18 protein-coding genes are annotated in these 19,309 nt (G+C 64.6%); 6 read left to right on the forward strand and 12 right to left on the reverse strand.

What is annotated here, in order from left to right; genetic code table 11:
- Positions 1-24: 24 nt before the first annotated feature.
- The gene (locus ABFK29_RS21805; RefSeq protein ID WP_005862034.1) at positions 25-948 is read right to left on the reverse strand and encodes a LysR family transcriptional regulator; all 924 of its coding nucleotides are present in this window, start codon (positions 946-948) and stop codon (positions 25-27) included.
- A 228-nt stretch (positions 949-1,176) separates the two neighbouring features.
- On the opposite strand from ABFK29_RS21805, the gene ABFK29_RS21810 reads away from it, so the two are divergent.
- The 6 genes from ABFK29_RS21810 (at position 1,177) to ABFK29_RS21835 (ending at position 8,219) form a co-directional block, all read left to right on the forward strand.
- On the forward strand, positions 1,177-2,757 hold the full coding sequence (locus ABFK29_RS21810; protein WP_005862033.1) for an ABC transporter substrate-binding protein: 1,581 nt from the start codon (positions 1,177-1,179) through the stop codon (positions 2,755-2,757).
- A gap of 61 nt (positions 2,758-2,818) precedes the next feature.
- Complete coding sequence (locus ABFK29_RS21815) at positions 2,819-3,793, forward strand: ABC transporter permease (protein WP_005862032.1); 975 nt, start codon at positions 2,819-2,821, stop codon at positions 3,791-3,793.
- Entirely contained in the window at positions 3,793-4,713 is a 921-nt protein-coding gene (locus ABFK29_RS21820) for an ABC transporter permease (protein ID WP_005862031.1), read from the forward strand. The genes ABFK29_RS21815 and ABFK29_RS21820 overlap by 1 nt, the downstream gene beginning before the upstream one ends.
- Positions 4,710-5,708 (forward strand): ABC transporter ATP-binding protein, encoded by a 999-nt coding sequence (locus ABFK29_RS21825; RefSeq protein WP_005862030.1) that lies wholly within the window; start codon positions 4,710-4,712, stop codon positions 5,706-5,708. Before ABFK29_RS21820 ends, ABFK29_RS21825 begins: the two co-directional genes overlap by 4 nt.
- Positions 5,705-6,706, forward strand: a complete 1,002-nt coding sequence (locus tag ABFK29_RS21830; protein WP_005862029.1) for an ABC transporter ATP-binding protein — start codon at positions 5,705-5,707, stop codon at positions 6,704-6,706. Before ABFK29_RS21825 ends, ABFK29_RS21830 begins: the two co-directional genes overlap by 4 nt.
- 88 nt (positions 6,707-6,794) lie before the next feature.
- Positions 6,795-8,219, forward strand: coding sequence for a M20 family metallopeptidase (locus ABFK29_RS21835; protein ID WP_050772473.1), 1,425 nt, complete (start codon positions 6,795-6,797; stop codon positions 8,217-8,219).
- 192 nt (positions 8,220-8,411) lie between these two features.
- On the opposite strand, the gene ABFK29_RS21840 is transcribed toward ABFK29_RS21835, so the two are convergent.
- From ABFK29_RS21840 to ABFK29_RS21890, 11 genes are all read right to left on the reverse strand, one after another.
- Positions 8,412-8,858 carry a MarR family winged helix-turn-helix transcriptional regulator gene (locus tag ABFK29_RS21840; RefSeq protein ID WP_005862027.1) on the reverse strand — a complete coding sequence of 149 codons (447 nt, stop codon included), beginning with the start codon at positions 8,856-8,858 and terminating at the stop codon, positions 8,412-8,414.
- Between the two features lie 69 nt (positions 8,859-8,927).
- On the reverse strand, positions 8,928-9,629 hold the full coding sequence (locus ABFK29_RS21845; protein WP_005862026.1) for an ABC transporter ATP-binding protein: 702 nt from the start codon (positions 9,627-9,629) through the stop codon (positions 8,928-8,930).
- Positions 9,622-10,392: an ABC transporter ATP-binding protein gene (locus ABFK29_RS21850; RefSeq protein ID WP_005862025.1), complete on the reverse strand. Its 771-nt coding sequence runs from the start codon at positions 10,390-10,392 to the stop codon at positions 9,622-9,624. Before ABFK29_RS21850 ends, ABFK29_RS21845 begins: the two co-directional genes overlap by 8 nt.
- Positions 10,389-12,248, reverse strand: coding sequence for an ABC transporter permease (locus ABFK29_RS21855; RefSeq protein ID WP_005862024.1), 1,860 nt, complete (start codon positions 12,246-12,248; stop codon positions 10,389-10,391). The genes ABFK29_RS21850 and ABFK29_RS21855 overlap by 4 nt, the downstream gene beginning before the upstream one ends.
- 99 nt (positions 12,249-12,347) lie before the next feature.
- On the reverse strand, positions 12,348-13,556 hold the full coding sequence (locus ABFK29_RS21860) for an ABC transporter substrate-binding protein (RefSeq protein ID WP_005862023.1): 1,209 nt from the start codon (positions 13,554-13,556) through the stop codon (positions 12,348-12,350).
- 82 nt (positions 13,557-13,638) lie between these two features.
- Positions 13,639-14,709, reverse strand: a complete 1,071-nt coding sequence (locus tag ABFK29_RS21865) for an aromatic ring-hydroxylating dioxygenase subunit alpha (RefSeq protein ID WP_005862022.1) — start codon at positions 14,707-14,709, stop codon at positions 13,639-13,641.
- A 22-nt stretch (positions 14,710-14,731) separates the two neighbouring features.
- A complete protein-coding gene (locus ABFK29_RS21870) occupies positions 14,732-15,310 on the reverse strand; it encodes an amino acid synthesis family protein (protein ID WP_005862020.1) in 579 nt (192 codons plus the stop codon).
- Entirely contained in the window at positions 15,307-15,891 is a 585-nt protein-coding gene (locus tag ABFK29_RS21875; RefSeq protein ID WP_005862018.1) for an amino acid synthesis family protein, read from the reverse strand. Before ABFK29_RS21875 ends, ABFK29_RS21870 begins: the two co-directional genes overlap by 4 nt.
- Positions 15,884-16,768 carry a UPF0280 family protein gene (locus tag ABFK29_RS21880; protein ID WP_005862016.1) on the reverse strand — a complete coding sequence of 295 codons (885 nt, stop codon included), beginning with the start codon at positions 16,766-16,768 and terminating at the stop codon, positions 15,884-15,886. Before ABFK29_RS21880 ends, ABFK29_RS21875 begins: the two co-directional genes overlap by 8 nt.
- Positions 16,765-18,207 (reverse strand): 6-hydroxynicotinate reductase, encoded by a 1,443-nt coding sequence (locus tag ABFK29_RS21885; RefSeq protein WP_232281603.1) that lies wholly within the window; start codon positions 18,205-18,207, stop codon positions 16,765-16,767. Before ABFK29_RS21885 ends, ABFK29_RS21880 begins: the two co-directional genes overlap by 4 nt.
- Positions 18,208-18,398: 191 nt before the next feature.
- The gene (locus ABFK29_RS21890; protein WP_005862012.1) at positions 18,399-19,226 is read right to left on the reverse strand and encodes a ferredoxin--NADP reductase; all 828 of its coding nucleotides are present in this window, start codon (positions 19,224-19,226) and stop codon (positions 18,399-18,401) included.
- Between the last annotated feature and the right edge of the window lie 83 nt (positions 19,227-19,309).

Raw genomic sequence — 19,309 nt, forward strand, 5'->3', positions numbered from 1 at the left:
GTCATGCACCAAGGCAGAAACCGGCTAACTCGGGTCATCCAAGCTGGCGGAGAACTCTGCGGCGGCGATCTCGAGCTCGCGAAGAAAACCGTCCACGATGGGGCGTGACACGCGCTGCTTGCGATAGGCAACCCCCACGGACCGCGTCCATGCGGGTGTGGGCAGCGGGAGCGGCGCCAGTTGTGCGTTATCGTCGGATGTATAGGCGCTGGAGGTTGTCAGGTAGCTCAGCCATGGGGAGCCCGCGAGCATCGAAACCTGAAAGCGCGACGACGTCGTCTCGCAGACCGCTTTGGGCAACGGCAGCTGCGCCTTGCTGAACAGCGAATCGAGGGTAAGGCGGTCAGGATCGGGACGCGCCGGCAGGATCCACTGATAGCGGGTCAGGTCGCCGAGAGACAGCCGCTCGCGTTGCAGGAGCGGGTGCGTGATATCGGCGACGATCTGCATCGGACTGTTCAGAAGGGCGCGGTATTCCAGTTCGTCATCCGGAAAGTCATGCGGCCGGGACATCACGGCGACATCGATCGATCCCTTCAGAAGCTGCGCCTGGAGGGCGGGCGAGAGTTCCTCGTAGAAGGTCAGATCGACTTCGGGGGATTTCTTGAGGAACCGACGGGCCGCGGTGGGCACGACGCCGCGAACGGTGGTGGCGAGCGACCCGACCCGAAGGCGCCCGCGCTTTGCCCCCAGCATGGCGTCGATCTCGGTGCGGGCTTCTTCCGTCAGGGCCAAAAGCACCTCGCCGTACTGGATCAACCGCTCGCCATACTCCGTCGGTTTCACGCCCCAGGGACCACGGTCCAGAAGGCGGACGCCAACGGATTGCTCCAGGACGCGGATGCCTTTGCTGACCGCAGGTTGTGTCGCGTTCAACTTGTCGGCTGCGATGCGGAAGCTGGAATAGCGAGCGGTGAAGACGAGGTAGCGGAGCTGACGAATATCCATGTGGTACGATAACCAAAAGTCATCTTGAAGGCCAGATTAGTTCATTGCATGCCTCCTGCGTATCGCTTCAGACTAGGCGTATCGACGCGGAAACCGGGAAAAGACAGGACGCGAAGGCGACGACCACAAGTCGTCATAGTCATGTCTTTTGCTCATCGGTTTTTCGTTCTTGATCAACAGGGAAAGGGCTCTCGTCGGTTACCCGACATCCGCCCATAAGGATAACACATGAGCTTCACACGTTCGCACCTCTTCGCAAGCACTGCCGCGCTTCTGCTGGCCTGCACGCCGGCAATCGCCGAAGATCTGGTCATCGGCACCAAGTCCGAACCCTCCTCGCTGGACCCGCAATTCCACGTTCTTTCGCCGAACATGCAGGTGTCCCTCGCCATATTCGAACCGCTCGTCCGTCAGGACGCGCAAGGCGCGATCGAGCCGCTTCTGGCCGAAAGCTGGGAGCTGGCGAGCCCGACGGAGTGGGACTTTCACCTGAGGGACGGCGTGACCTTTTCGGACGGCACGCCGCTGACCGCGCAGGATGTGGTCTTCTCGCTCGACCGGGTGGCCAAGGTGCCGAACAGCCCGACGCCGTTCACTCTGTTCACGCGGCAGATCGCCGGCGTCGAAGCCCTGGATGACACCACGGTACGGATCACCACAAAGCAAACCTACCCGAACCTGACCGTCGATCTGGTCAACCTCCCGATCATGTCGAAAGCCGCCGCCTCCGGGGATGCGCCCGAGGGGCGGACGACCACCGAGCTTAACCGCGGCGAAGGGCTGATCGGCACCGGACCGTTCACCTTCTCGTCCTGGCAGAAGGGCGCGGATCTCGTCCTCGAAGCGAACACGTCCTATTGGGGCGGTGCGCCGGACTGGGACCGCGTCATCATGCGACCGATGACCAATCCGGCAACGCGCTCCGCAGCGCTTCTGGCGGGCGACATCGACATGATGGAGGACGTGCCCACAGGCAGTGTCGATCAGATCGAAGGCGATCCGAGCGTAAAGATCGTCTCGGGCCCGCCCGCACGGGTCATCTTTATCGCCCTCGATCAGGACCGGGACGACAGCCCGGGGATCTCCGGAACGGAAGGCGAGAACCCCCTCAAGATCAAGGAAGTCCGCGAGGCGCTTTTCCGCGCGATTGACCGCGAAGGGATTGTGAGCCGTGTCATGGGGGGCGCTGCCGTAGCGGCTGGCAGCCTCGGAACGCCGAACATGTTCGGGACCAGTGCAGAGCATGAGGTGCCCGCCCCCGCCGACCCCGAACGCGCGGCGCAATTGCTTGAGGACGCCGGGTACGGCGATGGGTTTTCCATCACGCTCGGCTCACCCAGCGGGCGATACGTCAACGACGCCCGCGTCGCGCAGACAGTCGCCGCGATGTGGAGCCGGATCGGCGTCAAGACGGCTGTCGATGCCGCGGCGCCGCCGGTCTTCTTCAAGAACCGCGACCAGCGGGCCTACAGCGCCTACCTCGCATCCTGGGGCAACAACACCGGCGAGATCGGCACGACCCTAGGTGCCCAGCTGGCGACCTACGACAAGGAAGCGAGCCAGGGCAGCGCGAATGCGGGCCGCTACTCCAACCCCGAGCTTGACGCGCTGCTGAGCAAGGCGAGCAAGACCATGGACGATGACGCGCGCGCCAAGCTTCTGGAAGAGGCGGATGCGCTCGCGATGTCTGACTTCGCGATCCTGCCGATCCATTTCGAGGTTCCGTCCTGGGGCCTGCGCGCGGATCTCGAGTACGAAGCGCGCGCGGACCAGTTCACGTTGCCGCAAAACGTGACCCGGTCCGAGTGATCCATCGCAGGCCCGCAGCCCGCCAGGCTGTGGGCCACCCCTAACGCGTGGGAGACGCTCCTTGTCGGCTTTCGTCATCAATCGGCTGTTGCAGGCCGTCCTTGTCCTTTTCGTCATGTCCGTCCTCGTCTTTGTCGGCATCTACCTTGTCGGGGATCCGATCTCGATGCTGGTCAGCCCCGAGGCGACGGATCTCGAACGGGACGCCGTGCGCGAGAGCTTCGGGCTCGATCGGCCGATCTTCGTGCAGTACGTCACCTTTCTGGGCAGCGCGTTGCAGGGGGATTTCGGGCGCAGCTTCCTCACCGGCGAGCCGGCGCTGCAACTCATTCTCGAACGGATGCCGGCCACGGTCGAACTCGTCGGTTTCGCGATGTTCTTTTCCGTCGTCATAGGCGTGCCGCTCGGCATCATCGCGGGGCTGCGTCCCGAAGCGGCCTACTCGAAGATCATCATGACGGGCTCGATCTTCGGCTTCAGCCTTCCGACGTTCTGGGTCGGCATGGTCCTCATCATGTTCTTCGCGGTGCAACTCGGCATCCTGCCGACATCCGGGCGGGGGGAAACGGTCCAGGTTGGCCCGATCCAGCTCAGCATCCTTACGCTCGACGGCCTGCGACACCTGATCCTGCCGGCGTTGACTCTCGGTCTGACGAAGGCGTCTCTCATCATCCGCGTCACCCGAGCGGCGACACGCGAAATCCAGGCGATGGACTACATCAAGTTCGCCCGCGCCAAGGGGCTCTCCTCCTCGCGCATCCTGCGCGTTCACCTGCTCAAGAACGTGCTCATCCCGATCATCACCGTGGCGGGGCTCGAATTCGGCCAGGCGCTGGCCTTCGCCGTCGTCACCGAGACGGTCTTCTCCTGGCCCGGTATGGGCAAGCTGCTGATCGACTCGATCCTCACGCTCGATCGGCCCGTGGTCGTCGCCTACGTCCTCATCATGGTCCTGTTCCTGGTCCTGCTCAACCTCGTGATCGACCTTCTTTACATGGTGATCGACCCCAGTTCCCGCGAAAAGGTCCGTGACTGATGACTGTGCAATCCACTCTTGCGGCCAGCCCCGCCCGCACCCGCGCCGACACGCCGTTCCGCCGGATCACGCGCCAGTTCTTTGAGAATCGCCTCGCCGTTCTGGGTTTGGTCATCCTCATCGTTCTTACGCTTCCCTCTTTCCTCGCCCCATGGGTCGCGCCGCAGAACCCGTACGACATCGCCACGCTCGATATCTTCGATTCGCAGCTGCCCCCGTTCAGCACGTCGTCGTCGGGGGACATCACCTACTGGCTCGGAACCGACGGACAGGCGCGGGACGTGCTTTCGGCCATCCTTTACGGGATGCGCACCAGCCTGATAGTCGCCTTCAGCGCCGTCGCGGGGGCGCTGTTCATCGGGACTGCCGTCGGTCTCATCGCGGCCTATTTCGGCGGCGTGGTCGATGCGGTCCTGATGCGGACGGTGGACATCCAGCTTTCCTTTCCGGCGATCCTCGTGGCGCTCGTCCTGTTGTCGGTGCTGGGTCAGGGGATCGACAAGGTGATCATCGCCCTGATCATCGTCCAGTGGGCCTATTTCGCGCGGACGGCCCGCAGTTCGGCCATCGTGGAGCGCAACCGCGAATACGTGCTGGCGGCGCGCAGCCTGTCGCTTGGATCGCGCCGGATCATCTTTCGCCACATGCTGCCGAACACGATGCCGCCGCTGATCGTCATCGCCACCATCGACCTGGCCCATGCCATCACGGCAGAGGCGACGCTGTCCTTCCTTGGCATCGGCGTGCCGGTGACCGAGCCGTCGCTTGGCATGCTCATCGCGAACGGGTTCGAGTTCATGATGTCCGGCGAATACTGGATCTCGCTCTTTCCCGGTATCGCCCTGACCCTGATCGTCCTCGGCATCAATCTTGTCGGTGACCATCTGCGCGACATTCTCAACCCGAGGAACGCCCAATGACCGCCCGTCAGACGACAGACATCAAGCCGCTTCTGCGGGTGCAGAACCTCCAGACCCATTTCCTCACGCGCCTCGGAGCGGTCAAGGCGGTGGACGGCGTCGACCTTGAACTCGCGCCCGGCGAAATTCTGGGTCTTGTGGGCGAGTCGGGCTCCGGCAAGTCCATCACCGGGTTTTCGATCCTCGGTCTGATCGACCCGCCAGGGCGCATCGTCGGCGGCAGCATCGAGTTCGAGGGCCGCGACCTGCTGGCCATGAAAGAGCGGGAGCTTCGCCGCCTGCGGGGCAACGACATCGCGGTGGTCTTCCAGGACCCGTCGATGACGCTCAACCCGGTTCTCAGGGTCGATACCCAGATGATCGAGGCGATCCAGGCGCATGAGACCGTCAGCACCAAGGCCGCCCGGCAGCGGGCGCGGGACGTGCTGGTCAAGGTCGGCATCCCGTCGCCCGACGAGCGGCTGCACTGCTATCCCTTCGAGCTGTCGGGCGGGATGCGCCAGCGGATCGCCATCGCCATCGCGCTGCTGAACCGGCCGCGCCTGATCATCGCGGATGAGCCGACCACGGCGCTCGACGTGTCGATCCAGGGGCAGATCATCCACGAAGTGCGCGAGCTGTGCCGGGACACCGGCACCGCGCTGATCTGGGTGACGCACGACCTCGCGGTCATTGCCGGCCTCGCCGACCGCATCGCGGTGATGTACGCGGGCCGGATCGTCGAGACGGGTGAGACCGACGAGATCATCCATCACCCGATGCATCCCTATACGCGCGGCCTGATCGATTCAGTCCCGTCGGGCAGCACCCGTGGCGCGCGGCTTCACCAGATCGAAGGCATGACACCCTCGCTGCTTGAGCTGGGCGAGGGCTGCGCCTTTCGCGACCGCTGCCACCGCGCCACCGGGCAATGCCGCGAAACACCGGGCGTCACCTCGCTCGGGGCGACGCGGGAATTCCGGTGCTGGCACCCCGAACCCGGAGCAGAGCAATGACCGAGGCCCCCATTCTCGAGATCCGCAACCTGTCCAAGACCTTTTCGCAGCCGGTGAGCCTGGGCGGTCGGATCGCCAATCTCTTTGGCGGCAAGAACCGGCCGGTCCATGTGCACGCCGTTCAGGACGTGGATATCACCGTCGAGAGCGGCGAGGTGGTCGGCATCGTCGGCGAGTCCGGCTGTGGAAAATCGACCGTCGCCCGGATGCTCGCCGGGATCAGCACGCCTTCGGGTGGCAGCCTGCGCTGGCGCGGCAAGGACGTGGCCGAGATGACCGCGAAAGAGCATCGCGCCTTCGACCTTGGCGTTCAGATGATCTTTCAGGATCCCTTCGCCTCTCTCAACCCGCGCATGCGGATCGGCGACATCATCGGTGAGGCGGCGGTCAAACATGGCCGGATCACGCGCCGGGAGCAGCGCGATTACGTCGTTTCGCTCATGGAGAAGGTGGGGCTGTCGGGGGCCTACATCGACCGGTTCCCGCACCAGTTTTCCGGCGGCCAGCGCCAGCGCATCGGGATCGCCCGGGCGCTTGCGGTCAACCCGGACCTGATCATCTGCGACGAATCCGTCGCAGCACTCGATGTGTCGATCCAGGCGCAGGTCCTCAACCTCTTCATGGATTTGCGGGACGAGCTCGACCTCACCTATCTCTTCATTTCCCATAACCTGGGCGTGGTGGAGCATATCTCCGACCGGGTGGTGATCATGTATCTCGGCCGCGTGGTAGAGGTGGCGCCGACGGACGCGCTTTATGGCGATCCGAACCATCCCTACACCCGCCTCCTGATCGAACAGGTGCCCAGCCTTGAGGCCGGCAAGCGCGATTACGCCCCGATCGCGGGCGAACTCCCTTCGCCGCTCGATCCGCCGTCGGGCTGCGCGTTCAACCCGCGCTGTCCCTGGGCGACCGAGCGCTGCCGCACGGAGCGTCCCGCGCTGCGCGAGATCGCCCCGGGGCGCCTTTCCGCGTGCCATCTGAACGATCCGGCCTGACCCACAGGCCGCGTGTTCATCGAGAAACCGAGCTGACAAGAGAAAAACAATGACTAGAGACACACCCGATCTCGCCCTGCGCAACGACATGCTGTCGACAGCGGCCGTTTCGGCGCTCGCCGACCGCAAGGCCCCGACCTTCATCGACCTGAGCGACCGGCTCTGGGGCATGCCGGAGCTGCGCTGGGAAGAGGTCCGCTCCGTCGAGGAGCATATCGCGGCGGCGGAAGCCGAAGGGTTTGCCATCACCCGCAACCTGGCGGGCATGCCCACCGCCTTCATGGCCGAATGTGGCGAGGGCGACATCACGATCGGGTTCCTCGGCGAATACGACGCCCTCGCGGGTCTCTCGCAAGAGGCAGGGCTGACCGAACAGAAACCGCTGGAGCAGGGCGGCAAGGGACATGGCTGCCACCACAACCTGCTGGGCAGCGCGTCCCTGCTGGCCGCCGTCACCCTGCGCGACGCGCTGGCCGAGGCCGGGGTCAAGGCCCGGGTGCGCTATTTCGGCTGCCCGGCAGAGGAAGGCGGCTCGGGCAAGACCTACATGGCCCGCGAAGGCAGCTTCGACGGTCTCGACGCGGCCTTCTGCTGGCATCCCGCGCCCTACAATGCCGTCATGTCCGCGGCCACGCTCGCCAACAAGCAAGCCTATTTCCGCTTCACCGGGCGGTCGTCCCACGCCGCCGTCAGCCCCGAAGTCGGGCGCAGCGCGCTCGACGCGCTCGAGCTCATGAACATCGGCATCAACTTCATGCGCGAACACATGTCGTCGAACTGCCGCGTGCATTATTCGATCACCGACACCGGCGGGACGTCGCCGAACGTGGTGCAGGGCTATGCCGAGGGCCTCTATCTGGTGCGCGCGCCCCGGTTGGACCAGGCGGAAGACCTCTATGCGCGGGTGCTTCGCATCGCCGAGGGGGCGGCCCTGATGAGCGACACGACCTTCGAGGTGGTCTTTGATCGCGCGACCTCGGGCATCCTGCCGAACCGGGCCCTGGAAGAGGCGATGCACGAGGCATTCGAGGAAATCGGCGCGCCGGCCTTCGACGAGACCGACCATGACTATGCCGACCGTCTTGCGGCCGCGGCGCTGACCGACAGCGACCGCCGCGCCAGCGCCGAGGCGTTCGGTGCCGAACTGGAATACCCGCGCAACCTGCACGAGGGCATCCTGGCCTTGCCGACAGAGCCAGGGCTGTTCTTCGGCTCAACCGATGTGGGCGATGTCAGCAACGTCGTTCCTGTCGCGCAATGCCTGACGGCGACCACAGTCATCGGCACCCCGTTCCACACCTGGCAGACGGTCACGCAGGGCAAGATGCCCCACGCCCACAAGGCGATGGTCACCGCCGCCAAGGTGATGGCCAGCACCGCCGCCCGCGTTGTGCGCGATCCCGACCTGCGCAGTGCCGCGCAGGCCGAGTTTGACAAGCGTCGGGGCGGAAAGGCCTACCGGTCGCCGATGCCGGACGACAAGATGCCACCGAAGAACTCCCGATCGTCCTGAAAGGCGACGCGCAGCATGACCGCGGCCCATGCCGGATGACGGGGCGTGGCGCTTCCGTGATGGACGGGGCCCGAAATGTTGCCCTCGAAGCCTGCGAAAGGACCACGCCGTCATACCGTGGGGCCAACCACCTCAGGCGGGACTTGAAGTGGCGGCGCCAAAGTCGGTTTGATCGATCCTGAAGCGCCGCGTTCAGATAATCTTGGCCAGCAGCCGCAGCAGCGTTTCCTTTTCACGCTCGCGCAGGGGGGCGAGGGTTTCGTTGGTGACGCGGATGGCGGCCTCGACCGCTTCATTGATCAGGGCGATACCCTTTGGGGTCAGGGAAACAAGGTGTCTGCGGCGATCTTTCGGGTCGCGGCGGGTGACCAGAAGCTCGCGTGCAATGAGGCGGTCGACCACACCTTTGGTGGTGGCACCGTCCATTGCGACCGAGCGGCCCAACAGGTTTTGCGACATCGGTCCGTCTTCGGCCAGACGGTGCATGATTGCAAACTGGGTTGTGGTCAGCCTGCCCGGTACAAGTTCGAGAAAGATGTTCGAATTACGCTGATAGGCTTTGCGCAAAAGAAAGCCGATCTGCTCGTCCAGCACATAGCCATGATCTGCACTGGTGCGGGGCTGTGTGGTCTCGCTCAACGGCCTCTCCTTGAAACTGGCCTATCGCTGGTAAAGCGCAGGGTGCGCAGAGGCAAGACGCCTGTCGGATCAGACCGACAGGTAGGCATCGCGGATTTCGGGATGGGCTTCGAGTTCGGCAAAGCTGCCGTCGAACTTCTTCTCGCCGCCTTCGATGATGATGGCGCGGTCGGCAACGGCGCGGGCAAAGTGCAGGTTCTGTTCCGAGATCATCACCGTCAGCCCTTCGGCCTTGAGCTTGAGAATTGTATTGGCCATCTCTTCGACGATCACCGGCGCAATGCCTTCTGAGGGTTCGTCGAGCAACAAGAGCAGCGGGTTGCCCATAAGCGTGCGGGCGATGGTCAGCATTTGCTGTTCGCCGCCCGACATATGTTTGCCACGGTTGTTTCGGCGTTCGGCCAGGTTGGGGAAGATGTCGAACAGTTGCTCGACGCTCCACGTCGGCGCGCCGTCGCGGCGGGGTTGGCGGCCGACTTCGAGGTTTTCCATCACCGTCAGGTCGGTGAAGATGCGGCGGTCTTCGGGCACATAGCCGATGCCGGCCTTGGCGACGCGAAAGGCCGGTGCGCCGACAAGGTCGGTGCCCTGGAACATGACCCGGCCCGTGCGGGGCCGGACCAGTTGCAACACCGATTTCATGGTGGTGGATTTGCCCGCGCCGTTGCGCCCCAGCAGGGCCACGACCTCGCCCCGGCCGATCTGGAAGGACAGGCCGTTCAGGATATGGGCCTTGCCGTAATAGCTGTGAATGCCCTCGACGTTAAGCATCCTGCGCCTCCTTGAACAACGTGCCGCCGCCCAGATAAACCTCTTGGACCTGCGGATTTTCACGCACCTCTGCGGCGCTGCCGTCGGCAATCAGCTCGCCCCGGTTCAGCACCATGATGTGATGCGCGTGGGCAAAGACCACGTCCATGTCGTGCTCGGTAAAAAGGACGGACACGCCCTGATCGCGCACGATATCGGCCACCAGCTGCATCAGTTCGATGCGCGCCGAGGGCGCCATGCCGGCGGTGGGTTCGTCCATCAGCAACAGGCGGGGGCGGTGGGTGAGGGCGATGGCCAGTTCGAGCCGCTTGAGGTCGCCGTAGGCCAGAACCGAGCAGGGGCGGTCGGCCTGATCGGCCATCGACACTGTTTGCAGGAACTCGAAAGCCTCCTCGCGGTACAGTTTCCATGCGCGGGGCAGCATCGAGAAGAGTTTGCGGTGGTGGCTCATCAGCGCCATCTGCACGTTCTCGATCACGCTCATCGACTGGTAGGTGCCGGTGATCTGGAATGTGCGGCCGACCCCCTTGCGCCAGATCTCACGGGGGCGCTGGCCGGTCACGTTTTCGCCGTCCAGAAACACCTGACCGGCGGTCGGTTTCAGCTGGCCCATCAGCATGTTGAAACAGGTGGATTTACCGGCGCCGTTGGGACCGATCAGGGCCTTGAGCTCGCCCTGTTCCACCGCAAAGGACACGCCGTTGACGGCCAGAAAACCGTCATAACTTTTCTTGAGGTCTTCGACACGCAGGATCTCGGTCATTTGACGGCCTCATCGTTGGTGCCGCGGAATTTGGCCCACGTGCTGCGCAGGGTGCCGACGATGCCTTCGGGCGCGATGATGACCACGGCGATGATGACAAGGCCCAGAACCAGACGCCAGTATTCGAGCCGGGTCAGCCAGTCTTCGACCACCGTCATGAAGCCCGCGCCGACGACGCCACCGGCGAGCGTTTTGACACCGCCAAGGAAGACCACGATGAGCGCGTCGAAAGAGGCCCCGATCTCCAGTTCGGTCGGGAAGACGGACCCTTTGGAGAAGACGAAGATGCCGCCCGCCAGCCCGGCCATGACGCCTGCCAGCCCGAAGGCGACGTGCTGGACGCGCTTGACATTGATGCCCATCGCCTCGGCCTGACGCGGGCTGTCTCGGCCTGCGCGCAAAGCATAGCCAAAAGGCGAATGGATGATGTGGCGCAGCACCAGGATGCCGCCGACACCGAAGGCCAGGGTGAAGTAATAGAACGGGGTCGTGCCGCTCAGCCAGCTTGCAGGCCAGATGTTGACCAGCCCGTCATCGCCGCGCGTCAGGTCGCGCCATTGATAGGCCATCGACCAGACCAGCTGTGAAAAGGCCAGCGTGAGCATGGCAAAGTAAACACCGCTGAGGCGGATGCAGAACCAGCCGATCCCCAGCGCCAGCAGGCCGGCGGCTAGCGGGGCAAACAGGAATGCGATCTCCATCGGGGTTTCGAGATGATAGACCAGCAGCGCCGCGGCATAGGCGCCGCCGCCAAAGAACGCCGCGTGGCCAAAGCTGACCATGCCACCGGTGCCAAGGATGAAATGCAGCGAGGCGGCGAAGAGGGCAAAGACCAACATGTCGATCAGCAGGATCAGCACGAAGCGGTCGGCAAACAGGGGCAGGGCAGCCAGCATGAGCAACAGGGCGACCACCACCATCTGACCGGTGGGGCCGTAGGGGCGGATCGGGCTTTCGGGTGCGCCGACCTGTCCGTGTTCGCCCGCGACTTCCTCCCGGCCGAGCAGGCCGTAGGGGCGGATGATCAGGACCACGGCCATGACGACAAACATCAGCACCAGCGTGGATTGCGGCAGATAGGTGACGCCAAAGACGTTCAGCACCGAGATCAGCACCGCCGCAATGAAGGCCCCGGGCAGCGATCCCATGCCGCCGATCACCACGACGACGAAGGCCGCGCCGATGATGTTGAAATCCATCAGAAGATCGGCCCCGCCCTTGGGCAGTTGCAGCGCGCCGCCCCAGCCGGCCAGCGCCGAGCCGAGGGCAAAGACGCCGGTGAACAGCCAGGCCTGATTGACGCCAAGTGCGCCGACCATCTCGCGGTCTTGCGTGGCGGCGCGGACCAGCACGCCGACCCGTGTCTTGGTGATGAGATACCACAGGGCAAATAGGATCAGCGGGGTGATGGCGATGATCACCAGATCGTACTTGGGCACCGGTTCGCCGAAGATGCGCCAGACGCCGCGCAGGCCGGGCGCACGCGGGCCCATGCGGTCTTCAGCGCCCCAGACCATCAGGGCAAGGTCCTGGATGACGAGGATCACGCCGAAGGTGGCAACCAGCTGGAACAGTTCGGGGGCGCGGTAGATCGGGCGCAGCACCACCATTTCGACAAAGGCCCCGATGGCGCCGACCACAAGGCCGGTCAGAAGGATCGCCCCCCAGAACCCCATGGCACCGGGCAGCACCTGCATCAAGGTGACGCCGACGAAGGCGCCCAGCATGTAGAACGACCCGTGGGCAAAGTTGACGATCCGGGTGACGCCGAAGATCAGCGACAGGCCCGAGGCCACCAGGAACAGCGAGCAGGCATTGGCGAGGCCGGTCAGGAGCTGGGCAAAGAAAAAGGCCATGCGGAAGATAATCCTTGGGCGTGCACCGCCAAGCGGAGTGTCATGTCGGGAAGGGATGTGGCAGGCGGGCGCTGTGCCCACCTGCCGGTCGCGCGGGGCTTATTCCGCCGGGCGCATCGCCTTGATTTCTTCGTCCGAAGGCATGTAGCCGTCGGGCGATTTATAGGTCCAGTCGACCATGACACCCTTGCCGTCCTGCATCGCGAGGGTGCCGACATAGGCGCCCATGTTCGACTGGTTGTCGACCTCGCGATACATCAGCGTGCCGATGGGTGTGTCGGGGATTTCCAGCCCTTCGAAGGCGGCAATCAGCGAGTCCGTGTCGGTGGCACCGGCCTTTTCGATAGCGGCGGCGATGGAGATCACGTCGAGGTAACCGACCAGCGAGCCGATCTTGGGCGTTTCGCCGGTTTCGGCCATGTAGGCATCCACAAAGGCTTTTTCCGCCGTGCCGTCTTCAAAGCCGTACCAGGGATAGCCGGTGACGAACCAGCCCTCGGGGGCTTCATCGCCCAGCGGTTCCAGATACTCGGGCTCGCCGGACAGCAGGCCATAGACCGGGCGGCCGTCGAAAAGGCCACGGTCGCCGCCCTCACGCACGAACTTGGCAAGGTCGGTGCCGAAGGTGACGTTGTAGATCGCGTCGGGTTTGGCGCGTTCGATGGCCTGCACCTCGGCGCCGGCGTCGATTTTGAACAGGGCGGGCCATTGTTCCGCGACGAATTCGACCTCGGGCTTGAGCCGCTTGAGGTTCTCCTTGAAGGCGGCGACGGCATCCTGACCGTAGGCATAGTTGGGCGCGATGGTCGCGTATTTCACCGCGTCGGTCTTGGCGGCTTCTTCGGCCAGCATCGCGGCCTGAATCCAGGTCGAGGCGCGCAGGCGGAAGGTGTTGGGGTTGCCCGAGGTCCACACAAGGCTGTCGGCCAGCGGCTCGGCGGCAAGGTAGAGATAGCCCTTTTCAGCGGCAAAAGAGGACAGCGCCAGACCGACGTGCGAAAGGATCGAGCCGGTCAGCATGACGGCCCCGTCACGGGTCATCAGCTCTTCTGCAATCTTGACAGCTTCAGCGGGGTCGCCCTGATCGTCGCGGAAGATGAATTCCAGCGGTTTGCCCAGCACACCGCCGGCGTCGTTGATTTCCTTGAGGCCCAGTTCGATACCCATCTTGTAGGGCTCGGCAAAGGCCGCCATGCGCTTGTAGTGGTTGATCTCACCGATCTTGATCGTGTCCTGCGCCAAGGCGGCCACAGGGGCCAGTGCAAGGGCGGTGGTAGCAGCGAGCAGGGTGCGTCGCGTGAAGGTCATTGGTGTCTCTCCTGTTGGCGGCAGTCTCCTGCCGGTCTGTTGGTGGCAGTCGGTGCCGCCGTTTTGCCCGGTCTGACGCCGGTTAGTCGTGGTAGACAAAGGCAGGCGAGGGGTCGCTTGCCAGATCTTCGGTGCGTTCGAGTTCGATAAGGTCGTTGATCCGCTTGCGGTACACCAGAGGTCCCTTGTCGATGGCGATGCGGATGGGGCGTCGCTTGGCGGGGCGGTTCTCTTCCTCTTGCACGGCTTCAAGGATGTCCTTGTCCTCCTGAAAGGCGGTGCGGAACATCTTGTCCATGGTTGTCTCGGCCTCGGGATCGTCAAGCGCGGTGTTGCGGATGTGCATCCAGCGGTCGATGGAATAGGTCTCGGTCACCGGGGTGATGAAATGCAGGGCGAAGATGCGGACGCCCTTGTCGCGTTCATCCTCGGCAATGGCCTCCTCGGCGGGGGCCGAGCCGAAGTCGATCACGGCGGTGCAGGGCGTGTAGAGGTAGTAGTAATGCCAGCGGTCGACGTTGCCGGTAAAGCCGCCGAAGCCCTTGAAGAACCCGATGGGCTCGGCATCGCGGATCCAGCGCCAGGCGACAATCGCCTCGCCTTCGGTCTGGACATGCACGGGCACGTTTTCCGACGCCGCGTTGCCCAGCGTGGTGGGGTGGACAAAGCTCACATGCGCGGGGTCGACGAGGTTTTCGGCCACGTTCAGGTAGTTGGACCTGAGGTGCAGGGCGTCGCCGTGGTGAACCTTCCAGCCCGGGTCGGTGAATTCGGGCATGTCGAAGATCTTGCTGGTGTCTGCGCGGGCGGCGTCGCCCATCCAGATCCAGACGATGCCGTGGCGTTCTTCGGTGGGGAAGGCCTCGACATAGGCGGATTTGGGTAGGTTGGTCTGGCCCGGCACCCGCACGCATGCCCCCGAACAGTCGAACGTCAGCCCGTGATAGCCGCATTGCACATTGTCGCCCACACGCTTGCCCTTCGACAGCGGCAGCAGGCGGTGCGGGCAGCGGTCTTCGAGGGCAACCACCCCGCCATCGGATTTGCGGTACATGACGACGTGATCGCCAAGGATGGTAAAGCGGCGCAGGTCGTCGTCGATCTCGGTCGACCATGCGGCGACGTACCAGGCGTTGCGTATGAAATTCGACATGTCGACCTCCTTGGTGGTGTTTCTAGCGCAGCCCGTCCGCACCTGTGACTTCAGCGTGTGTCAGTCCGCTGACGCGGGGGTTGGGCCGCCCGCCCAGTTGCAGCGCCACGGCCACGACGATTTCACCACGGCGCGGGGCGTCAGGCAATTGCAGGCGCATCCCGTCGAAGTGGCTGCGCACATAGGCGGCGTCCTTGTGGCCCAGCGGCACGTCGATGACGGTTCCCGGCCCCCCCATCGCCTTGGAGGAGGGCACCAGCGCCTTGCCGCCGCCCAGCACGTCGCGCAGGGGCGCGCCGAGCGTCGGGTGGAGAAGGGCCGCGGCATGTTCCAGCTCACCGTCTTCACCGACAAGGGCGGCCTTGCCATAGCCCTGAACGTCGCCCGCGGCACAGCCCAATGCGGCCAGCGCCTCGGTGCCCAGCAGCGCGCCGAGCTCAGCGCCGGTGCCGATGAGCTCGGCAAGGTCTTCGACGTAGCGGCCCGCGTAGGGGTTGGCGATGACCGCCGCCGCCAGCGCGCGGCGGGCCGGGGGCGAGATGGGTTGGCCCATCTCTATCCGCGTCTCTTCGACCAGCGTTATGAGGCGGCGCAGCTTCACCGCAAGCCGTCCTCGCCCTTGACGTCCTTGGCGGCGAGCCCGCCGACGCGGGCGTGAATGCGAGCGCCGGTGCTCATGACCAGAACCAGCAGGATTTCGTCGGCCTTGGGACCATCGGACAGGCCCACCTCCATGGCGTCGAAATGGCTGCGCACATAGGAGGCGTTGGTGTGGGTGATCGGCACATCGAGACGTGTGCCGGGTCCGCCGATCTTCTTGGTCGAGGGCACGATGGCCATGCTGTCCGCGATGGTGTCGCGCATGGCGTAGCCACCGGGCACATGCCACAGCGCGCCGTGTTCCAATTCGCCGTTGGTGCCGACGATGGCGCCCTTGCCATAGCCCTCGATAACGGCGGGATCACCGCCCAGGGCCGCGACCAGTTGCTGCGCCATTTCCTTGCCCAAGGGTTCCAGGTCTTTCATGAACCCCTGAATATCTTCGACATAGCGCCCGGCGAAAGGGTTCGCGATGACGGTCATGCAGGCGGCGCGGCGCAGGGGTGTGTCCGGGGCCGGACCGCCCTCGTGATAGATCGTCTCGGTCAGGATCGCCGTTTTGCGGATCACGGGTTCAGGCATGGATAAGGTCCTTGGTCTGCGCCTGCGGGACGCGGGCGGTCTTCGTTGTGCCGACCATGCGTCTTTGGCCCTGAGTGGCAAGACATGCGCCGACGATCAGGCCGCGTGCGGCGAAATCCAGAGCAAGCGCTTCGCCATGGTCGAGGGCGTGGCTCAGGTCCGCGTGGGAAAGGGGGGCGACATCGGTGGTGACCAGCCGCGCGCCCAGATCGCTGTCGGGTGACAGGCTGTTGGCCGGCGCCCGGGTGATGGCGGGATGGTCGGGCAGGGTGACCGCGTTGGCGATCAGCGTGGCGGCGGCGTCGGCCTGTGAGGCGGTGGCGGCCAGAACGGTCACCGCGTCGGCAATGCCCAGCGAATGCGACCGGCCCCGCCAGCCTGAGGTGGCCACCCCGCCGATGCCGTCCTGCGGCCCGATCTCGGCCTGCGCGCCGGGGGCGGCAGTGGTGGGGTCTTCGCAGATGGCGAGGCGCAGGGGCTGGCCTTCGGTCCACAGAGCGATGTCGCCGCCGTTGTTGACATGGGCGCGGGTGAGGCCGTGGTTGGGGGCCAGCAGGGCGGAAAGCATGTGATCCGCCACGGCACCGGCGACGGCGGCCATCGGGGTGATGAAGATTGGGGCAAAGGGGCAGGTGGCCTGGTGCATCTTTCGGGCGATCACGCCGGTCGGCGCAGGCCCGTCGGGCTGGCGCAGGCGGGGCAGCTCAGCCACCAGATCGGTCAAGACAGGCTTGAAGGCGTCCGAGGCGCGCAGATAGGCGGCCCGCACGGCCTGCGAAGGGCCCTCGGCCGCAACAATCAGGTCAATCGGCCCATGGATCAACCGCAGGCGACCGTCGGGCGACAGATGCGCCGTCGGGGCTTCCTGCCAACTCACGATGTGCCCCTGGACGTGGCTGACCCGACCGGCCAGGGCGCGCCGGTCTTGCGCGCTTCGGAGCGTTGGCCGGACAGGCGGTGATCGTTCTGCCGCCCCTTGGAGCCGCGCAGGGCGTCTTCGAGCGGCATGACATAGTCCATATGGCCACCAAGGGCGGCGTAATCGGCCGCCGTCATGGTGAATTCGATCGGGGCGACCAGCGCAGGCGTGGGCACGTACCCAAAGGCGTTCTTCGGCATCTGCGTGACATCGGCCATGAAGGTGATGCCTCCGCCCGGCCAGATGAACACCGGCGCGCCGCCCGAGGTGACGCGGGTCAGCCGCGACTGGACCGAGCGGGTCAGCGACACCGGGTTTTCGGTCACACCGGACCGCAACGACCCGCCAGCCCCGGCCATGAACAGCACCGAGGTCAGCGACGGTTCGCAGTTCTCCTCGATGCGTTTCACCGACGGCAGAAGGCGCGCGGGCATGTCCTTTTGCACCGGCACCAGATCGTCGTTCAGCTCATAATAGGCGGCGTTCTCGCCGGTGGTGGAGACCATCAGCAGCGATTGACCGGCCCGCGCCTGATCGGGTTTCCAGCTGTCCAGAATGTCGAGCGGATCGGTCAGGTCGGTGCCGCCCCAGCCGATGCCGGGCTCGGCCACCTGAAAGTAGCGCCCCGGGGTCGAGCGGCGGCCCTTGATTCTGATGCCGGAGGGGGCCCAGCCGATGACTTTGCCCGCCTGATGCTCGGACATGACGCCTGTGATGTGATCGTCGACAACGACCACCTCGTCGACCAGCCCCTGCCATTGCGCGGCGAACATGCCCACCGTGGCCGATCCGCAGCCGACGCGCATCCGTTGCTCAGGTGCGCCGTTGACGATGGGGGGCTGACCGGCGGCAATCTCAAGATCTGCACCGTTGTCGATGGTCAGCGCGACCTGTTCCCCGTTGCAGAGCGCCAGAAGGGCGGCACAGGTTGCGCGCCCCTCTTTCTTGGAACCGCCGGTTAGGTGGTTGACTCCGCCCAGCGACAACATTTGCGAGCCGTATTCCGATGTCGAGACGTGGCCGATCACCTCGCCCTCGGCGCGCACAGGGGCGCATTCGCTGCCAAGGTGGCGGTCGGTGTCGATCTTCACCTTGGCCCCGCAATAGGAAAAGATGCCCTCGGTGACGACGGTGATCATGTCGACGCCTGCGGATTTCGAGGCGACGATGAAGGGGGCCGGTTTGTAGTCAGGATAGGTCGTGCCGGAGCCCACGGCGGTGATGAAGGTGTCTTCGCCCGACACCAGGTCGCCGTCCCATTCGCGGTCGAGGAAGGGCACCAGTGGCGTATCTTCCCGGTTTTCCAGAATGGTCAGCGGGTCAAGGCGCACCAGTTCGCCGCCCTCGTTGGCATAGCGGTCGCAGGCCCCCGAGCGACCTTCCGCGATGTAGCACATGACCGGGCAGGCATCGCAGCGGATCTTTTCCGGCTTGGCGGTCTGGGGACGTTTGCTGGGTGTCTCGGTCACGGTGCGGGCTCCGGGGGGTTTGCAAACGGGCGGATCATGGCGGATGTGCAATTCGTTTGTATACGAACGCATGTCACCCGTTTGCGTGTCAACAGTTTTGCGTAGCCTTGCGGTGTGGATCAGTCCACGAAGGCCTTTTCGACCACGAATTCAGCGGGACGGTTGTTGGCGCCTTCTTCCAACCCGCGTTCAAGGCAGATTGCGCGGCAATCGGCCAGCATCTCCATTGATCCGCAGATCATGACACGGTCGTCGGCGGGGGTGATCGGGGGCACATCGAGTGCAGTATATATGTCCCCCGACCGGATCATGTCGGTGATGCGGCCCTGCACCTTGTAGGCCTCACGGGTGGCGGTGTTGAACAGTCGCAAACGGCCCTGGGCCAACTCGCCCACCAGAGGATCGTTCAGGGTGGCCTTGGTGATCTCGTCGCCATAGGTCAGTTCGGCCACCTCGCGACAGCCGTGGCACAGAATGACTTCGTCAAAGCGTTCATAGGTCTCGGGATCGCGAATCAGCGAGGCAAAAGGCGCGATGCCGGTGCCGGTGGAGAGCATCCACAGCCGCTTGCCGGGGGTCAGCGCATCCAGAACCAGCGTGCCGGTGGGTTTCTTGCGCATGAGGACGGTGTCGCCCACTCGAATGTTTTGAAGATGCTCTGTCAGCGGGCCGTCGGGCACCTTGATCGAGTAGAACTCCAGCGTGTCGTCCCAGGCGGGAGAGGCAATGGAGTAAGCGCGCATGACAGGACGGTCTGCGTTGGGCAGGCCGATCATCACGAACTCGCCCGAGCGAAAACGGAACGTGGCGGGGCGGGCCACGCGAAAGCGGAACAACCGGTCGGTGTAATGCTCAACCTCGGTGACGGTCAGCCCGAAACAGGCGGCGGGAATGTCGTATCCCGCAGGCCGGCCCTGAAGGATGGGGTCAATGGCAAGATCGGTCATCTCAGTGCTCCACTCTGCATAATTTCAAAGCAGATGCTGCGTCAAAAGTCGTTCGTACACAAATGAAAAAGCTTTTCTGGCCG

It is taken from the genome of Sagittula stellata E-37 (assembly GCF_039724765.1).
Taxonomy (GTDB): domain Bacteria; phylum Pseudomonadota; class Alphaproteobacteria; order Rhodobacterales; family Rhodobacteraceae; genus Sagittula; species Sagittula stellata.

Bases quoted from the DNA above. Each gene is read 5' to 3' on its own strand.
- ABFK29_RS21825 (WP_005862030.1), top strand. From the start codon at position 4,710: ATGACCGCCCGTCAGACGACAGACATCAAGCCGCTTCTGCGGGTGCAG.
- ABFK29_RS21830 (WP_005862029.1), top strand. From the start codon at position 5,705: ATGACCGAGGCCCCCATTCTCGAGATCCGCAACCTGTCCAAGACCTTT.
- ABFK29_RS21810 (WP_005862033.1), top strand. From the start codon at position 1,177: ATGAGCTTCACACGTTCGCACCTCTTCGCAAGCACTGCCGCGCTTCTG.
- ABFK29_RS21805 (WP_005862034.1), bottom strand. From the start codon at position 948: ATGGATATTCGTCAGCTCCGCTACCTCGTCTTCACCGCTCGCTATTCC.
- ABFK29_RS21875 (WP_005862018.1), bottom strand. From the start codon at position 15,891: ATGCCTGAACCCGTGATCCGCAAAACGGCGATCCTGACCGAGACGATC.
- ABFK29_RS21855 (WP_005862024.1), bottom strand. From the start codon at position 12,248: ATGGCCTTTTTCTTTGCCCAGCTCCTGACCGGCCTCGCCAATGCCTGC.
- ABFK29_RS21845 (WP_005862026.1), bottom strand. From the start codon at position 9,629: ATGCTTAACGTCGAGGGCATTCACAGCTATTACGGCAAGGCCCATATC.
- ABFK29_RS21885 (WP_232281603.1), bottom strand. From the start codon at position 18,207: ATGTGCTACATCGCGGAAGGTCGCTCGGGGGCCTGCGACCGCTATGCC.
- ABFK29_RS21820 (WP_005862031.1), top strand. From the start codon at position 3,793: ATGACTGTGCAATCCACTCTTGCGGCCAGCCCCGCCCGCACCCGCGCC.
- ABFK29_RS21890 (WP_005862012.1), bottom strand. From the start codon at position 19,226: ATGACCGATCTTGCCATTGACCCCATCCTTCAGGGCCGGCCTGCGGGA.
- ABFK29_RS21860 (WP_005862023.1), bottom strand. From the start codon at position 13,556: ATGACCTTCACGCGACGCACCCTGCTCGCTGCTACCACCGCCCTTGCA.
- ABFK29_RS21865 (WP_005862022.1), bottom strand. From the start codon at position 14,709: ATGTCGAATTTCATACGCAACGCCTGGTACGTCGCCGCATGGTCGACC.
- ABFK29_RS21835 (WP_050772473.1), top strand. From the start codon at position 6,795: ATGCTGTCGACAGCGGCCGTTTCGGCGCTCGCCGACCGCAAGGCCCCG.
- ABFK29_RS21850 (WP_005862025.1), bottom strand. From the start codon at position 10,392: ATGACCGAGATCCTGCGTGTCGAAGACCTCAAGAAAAGTTATGACGGT.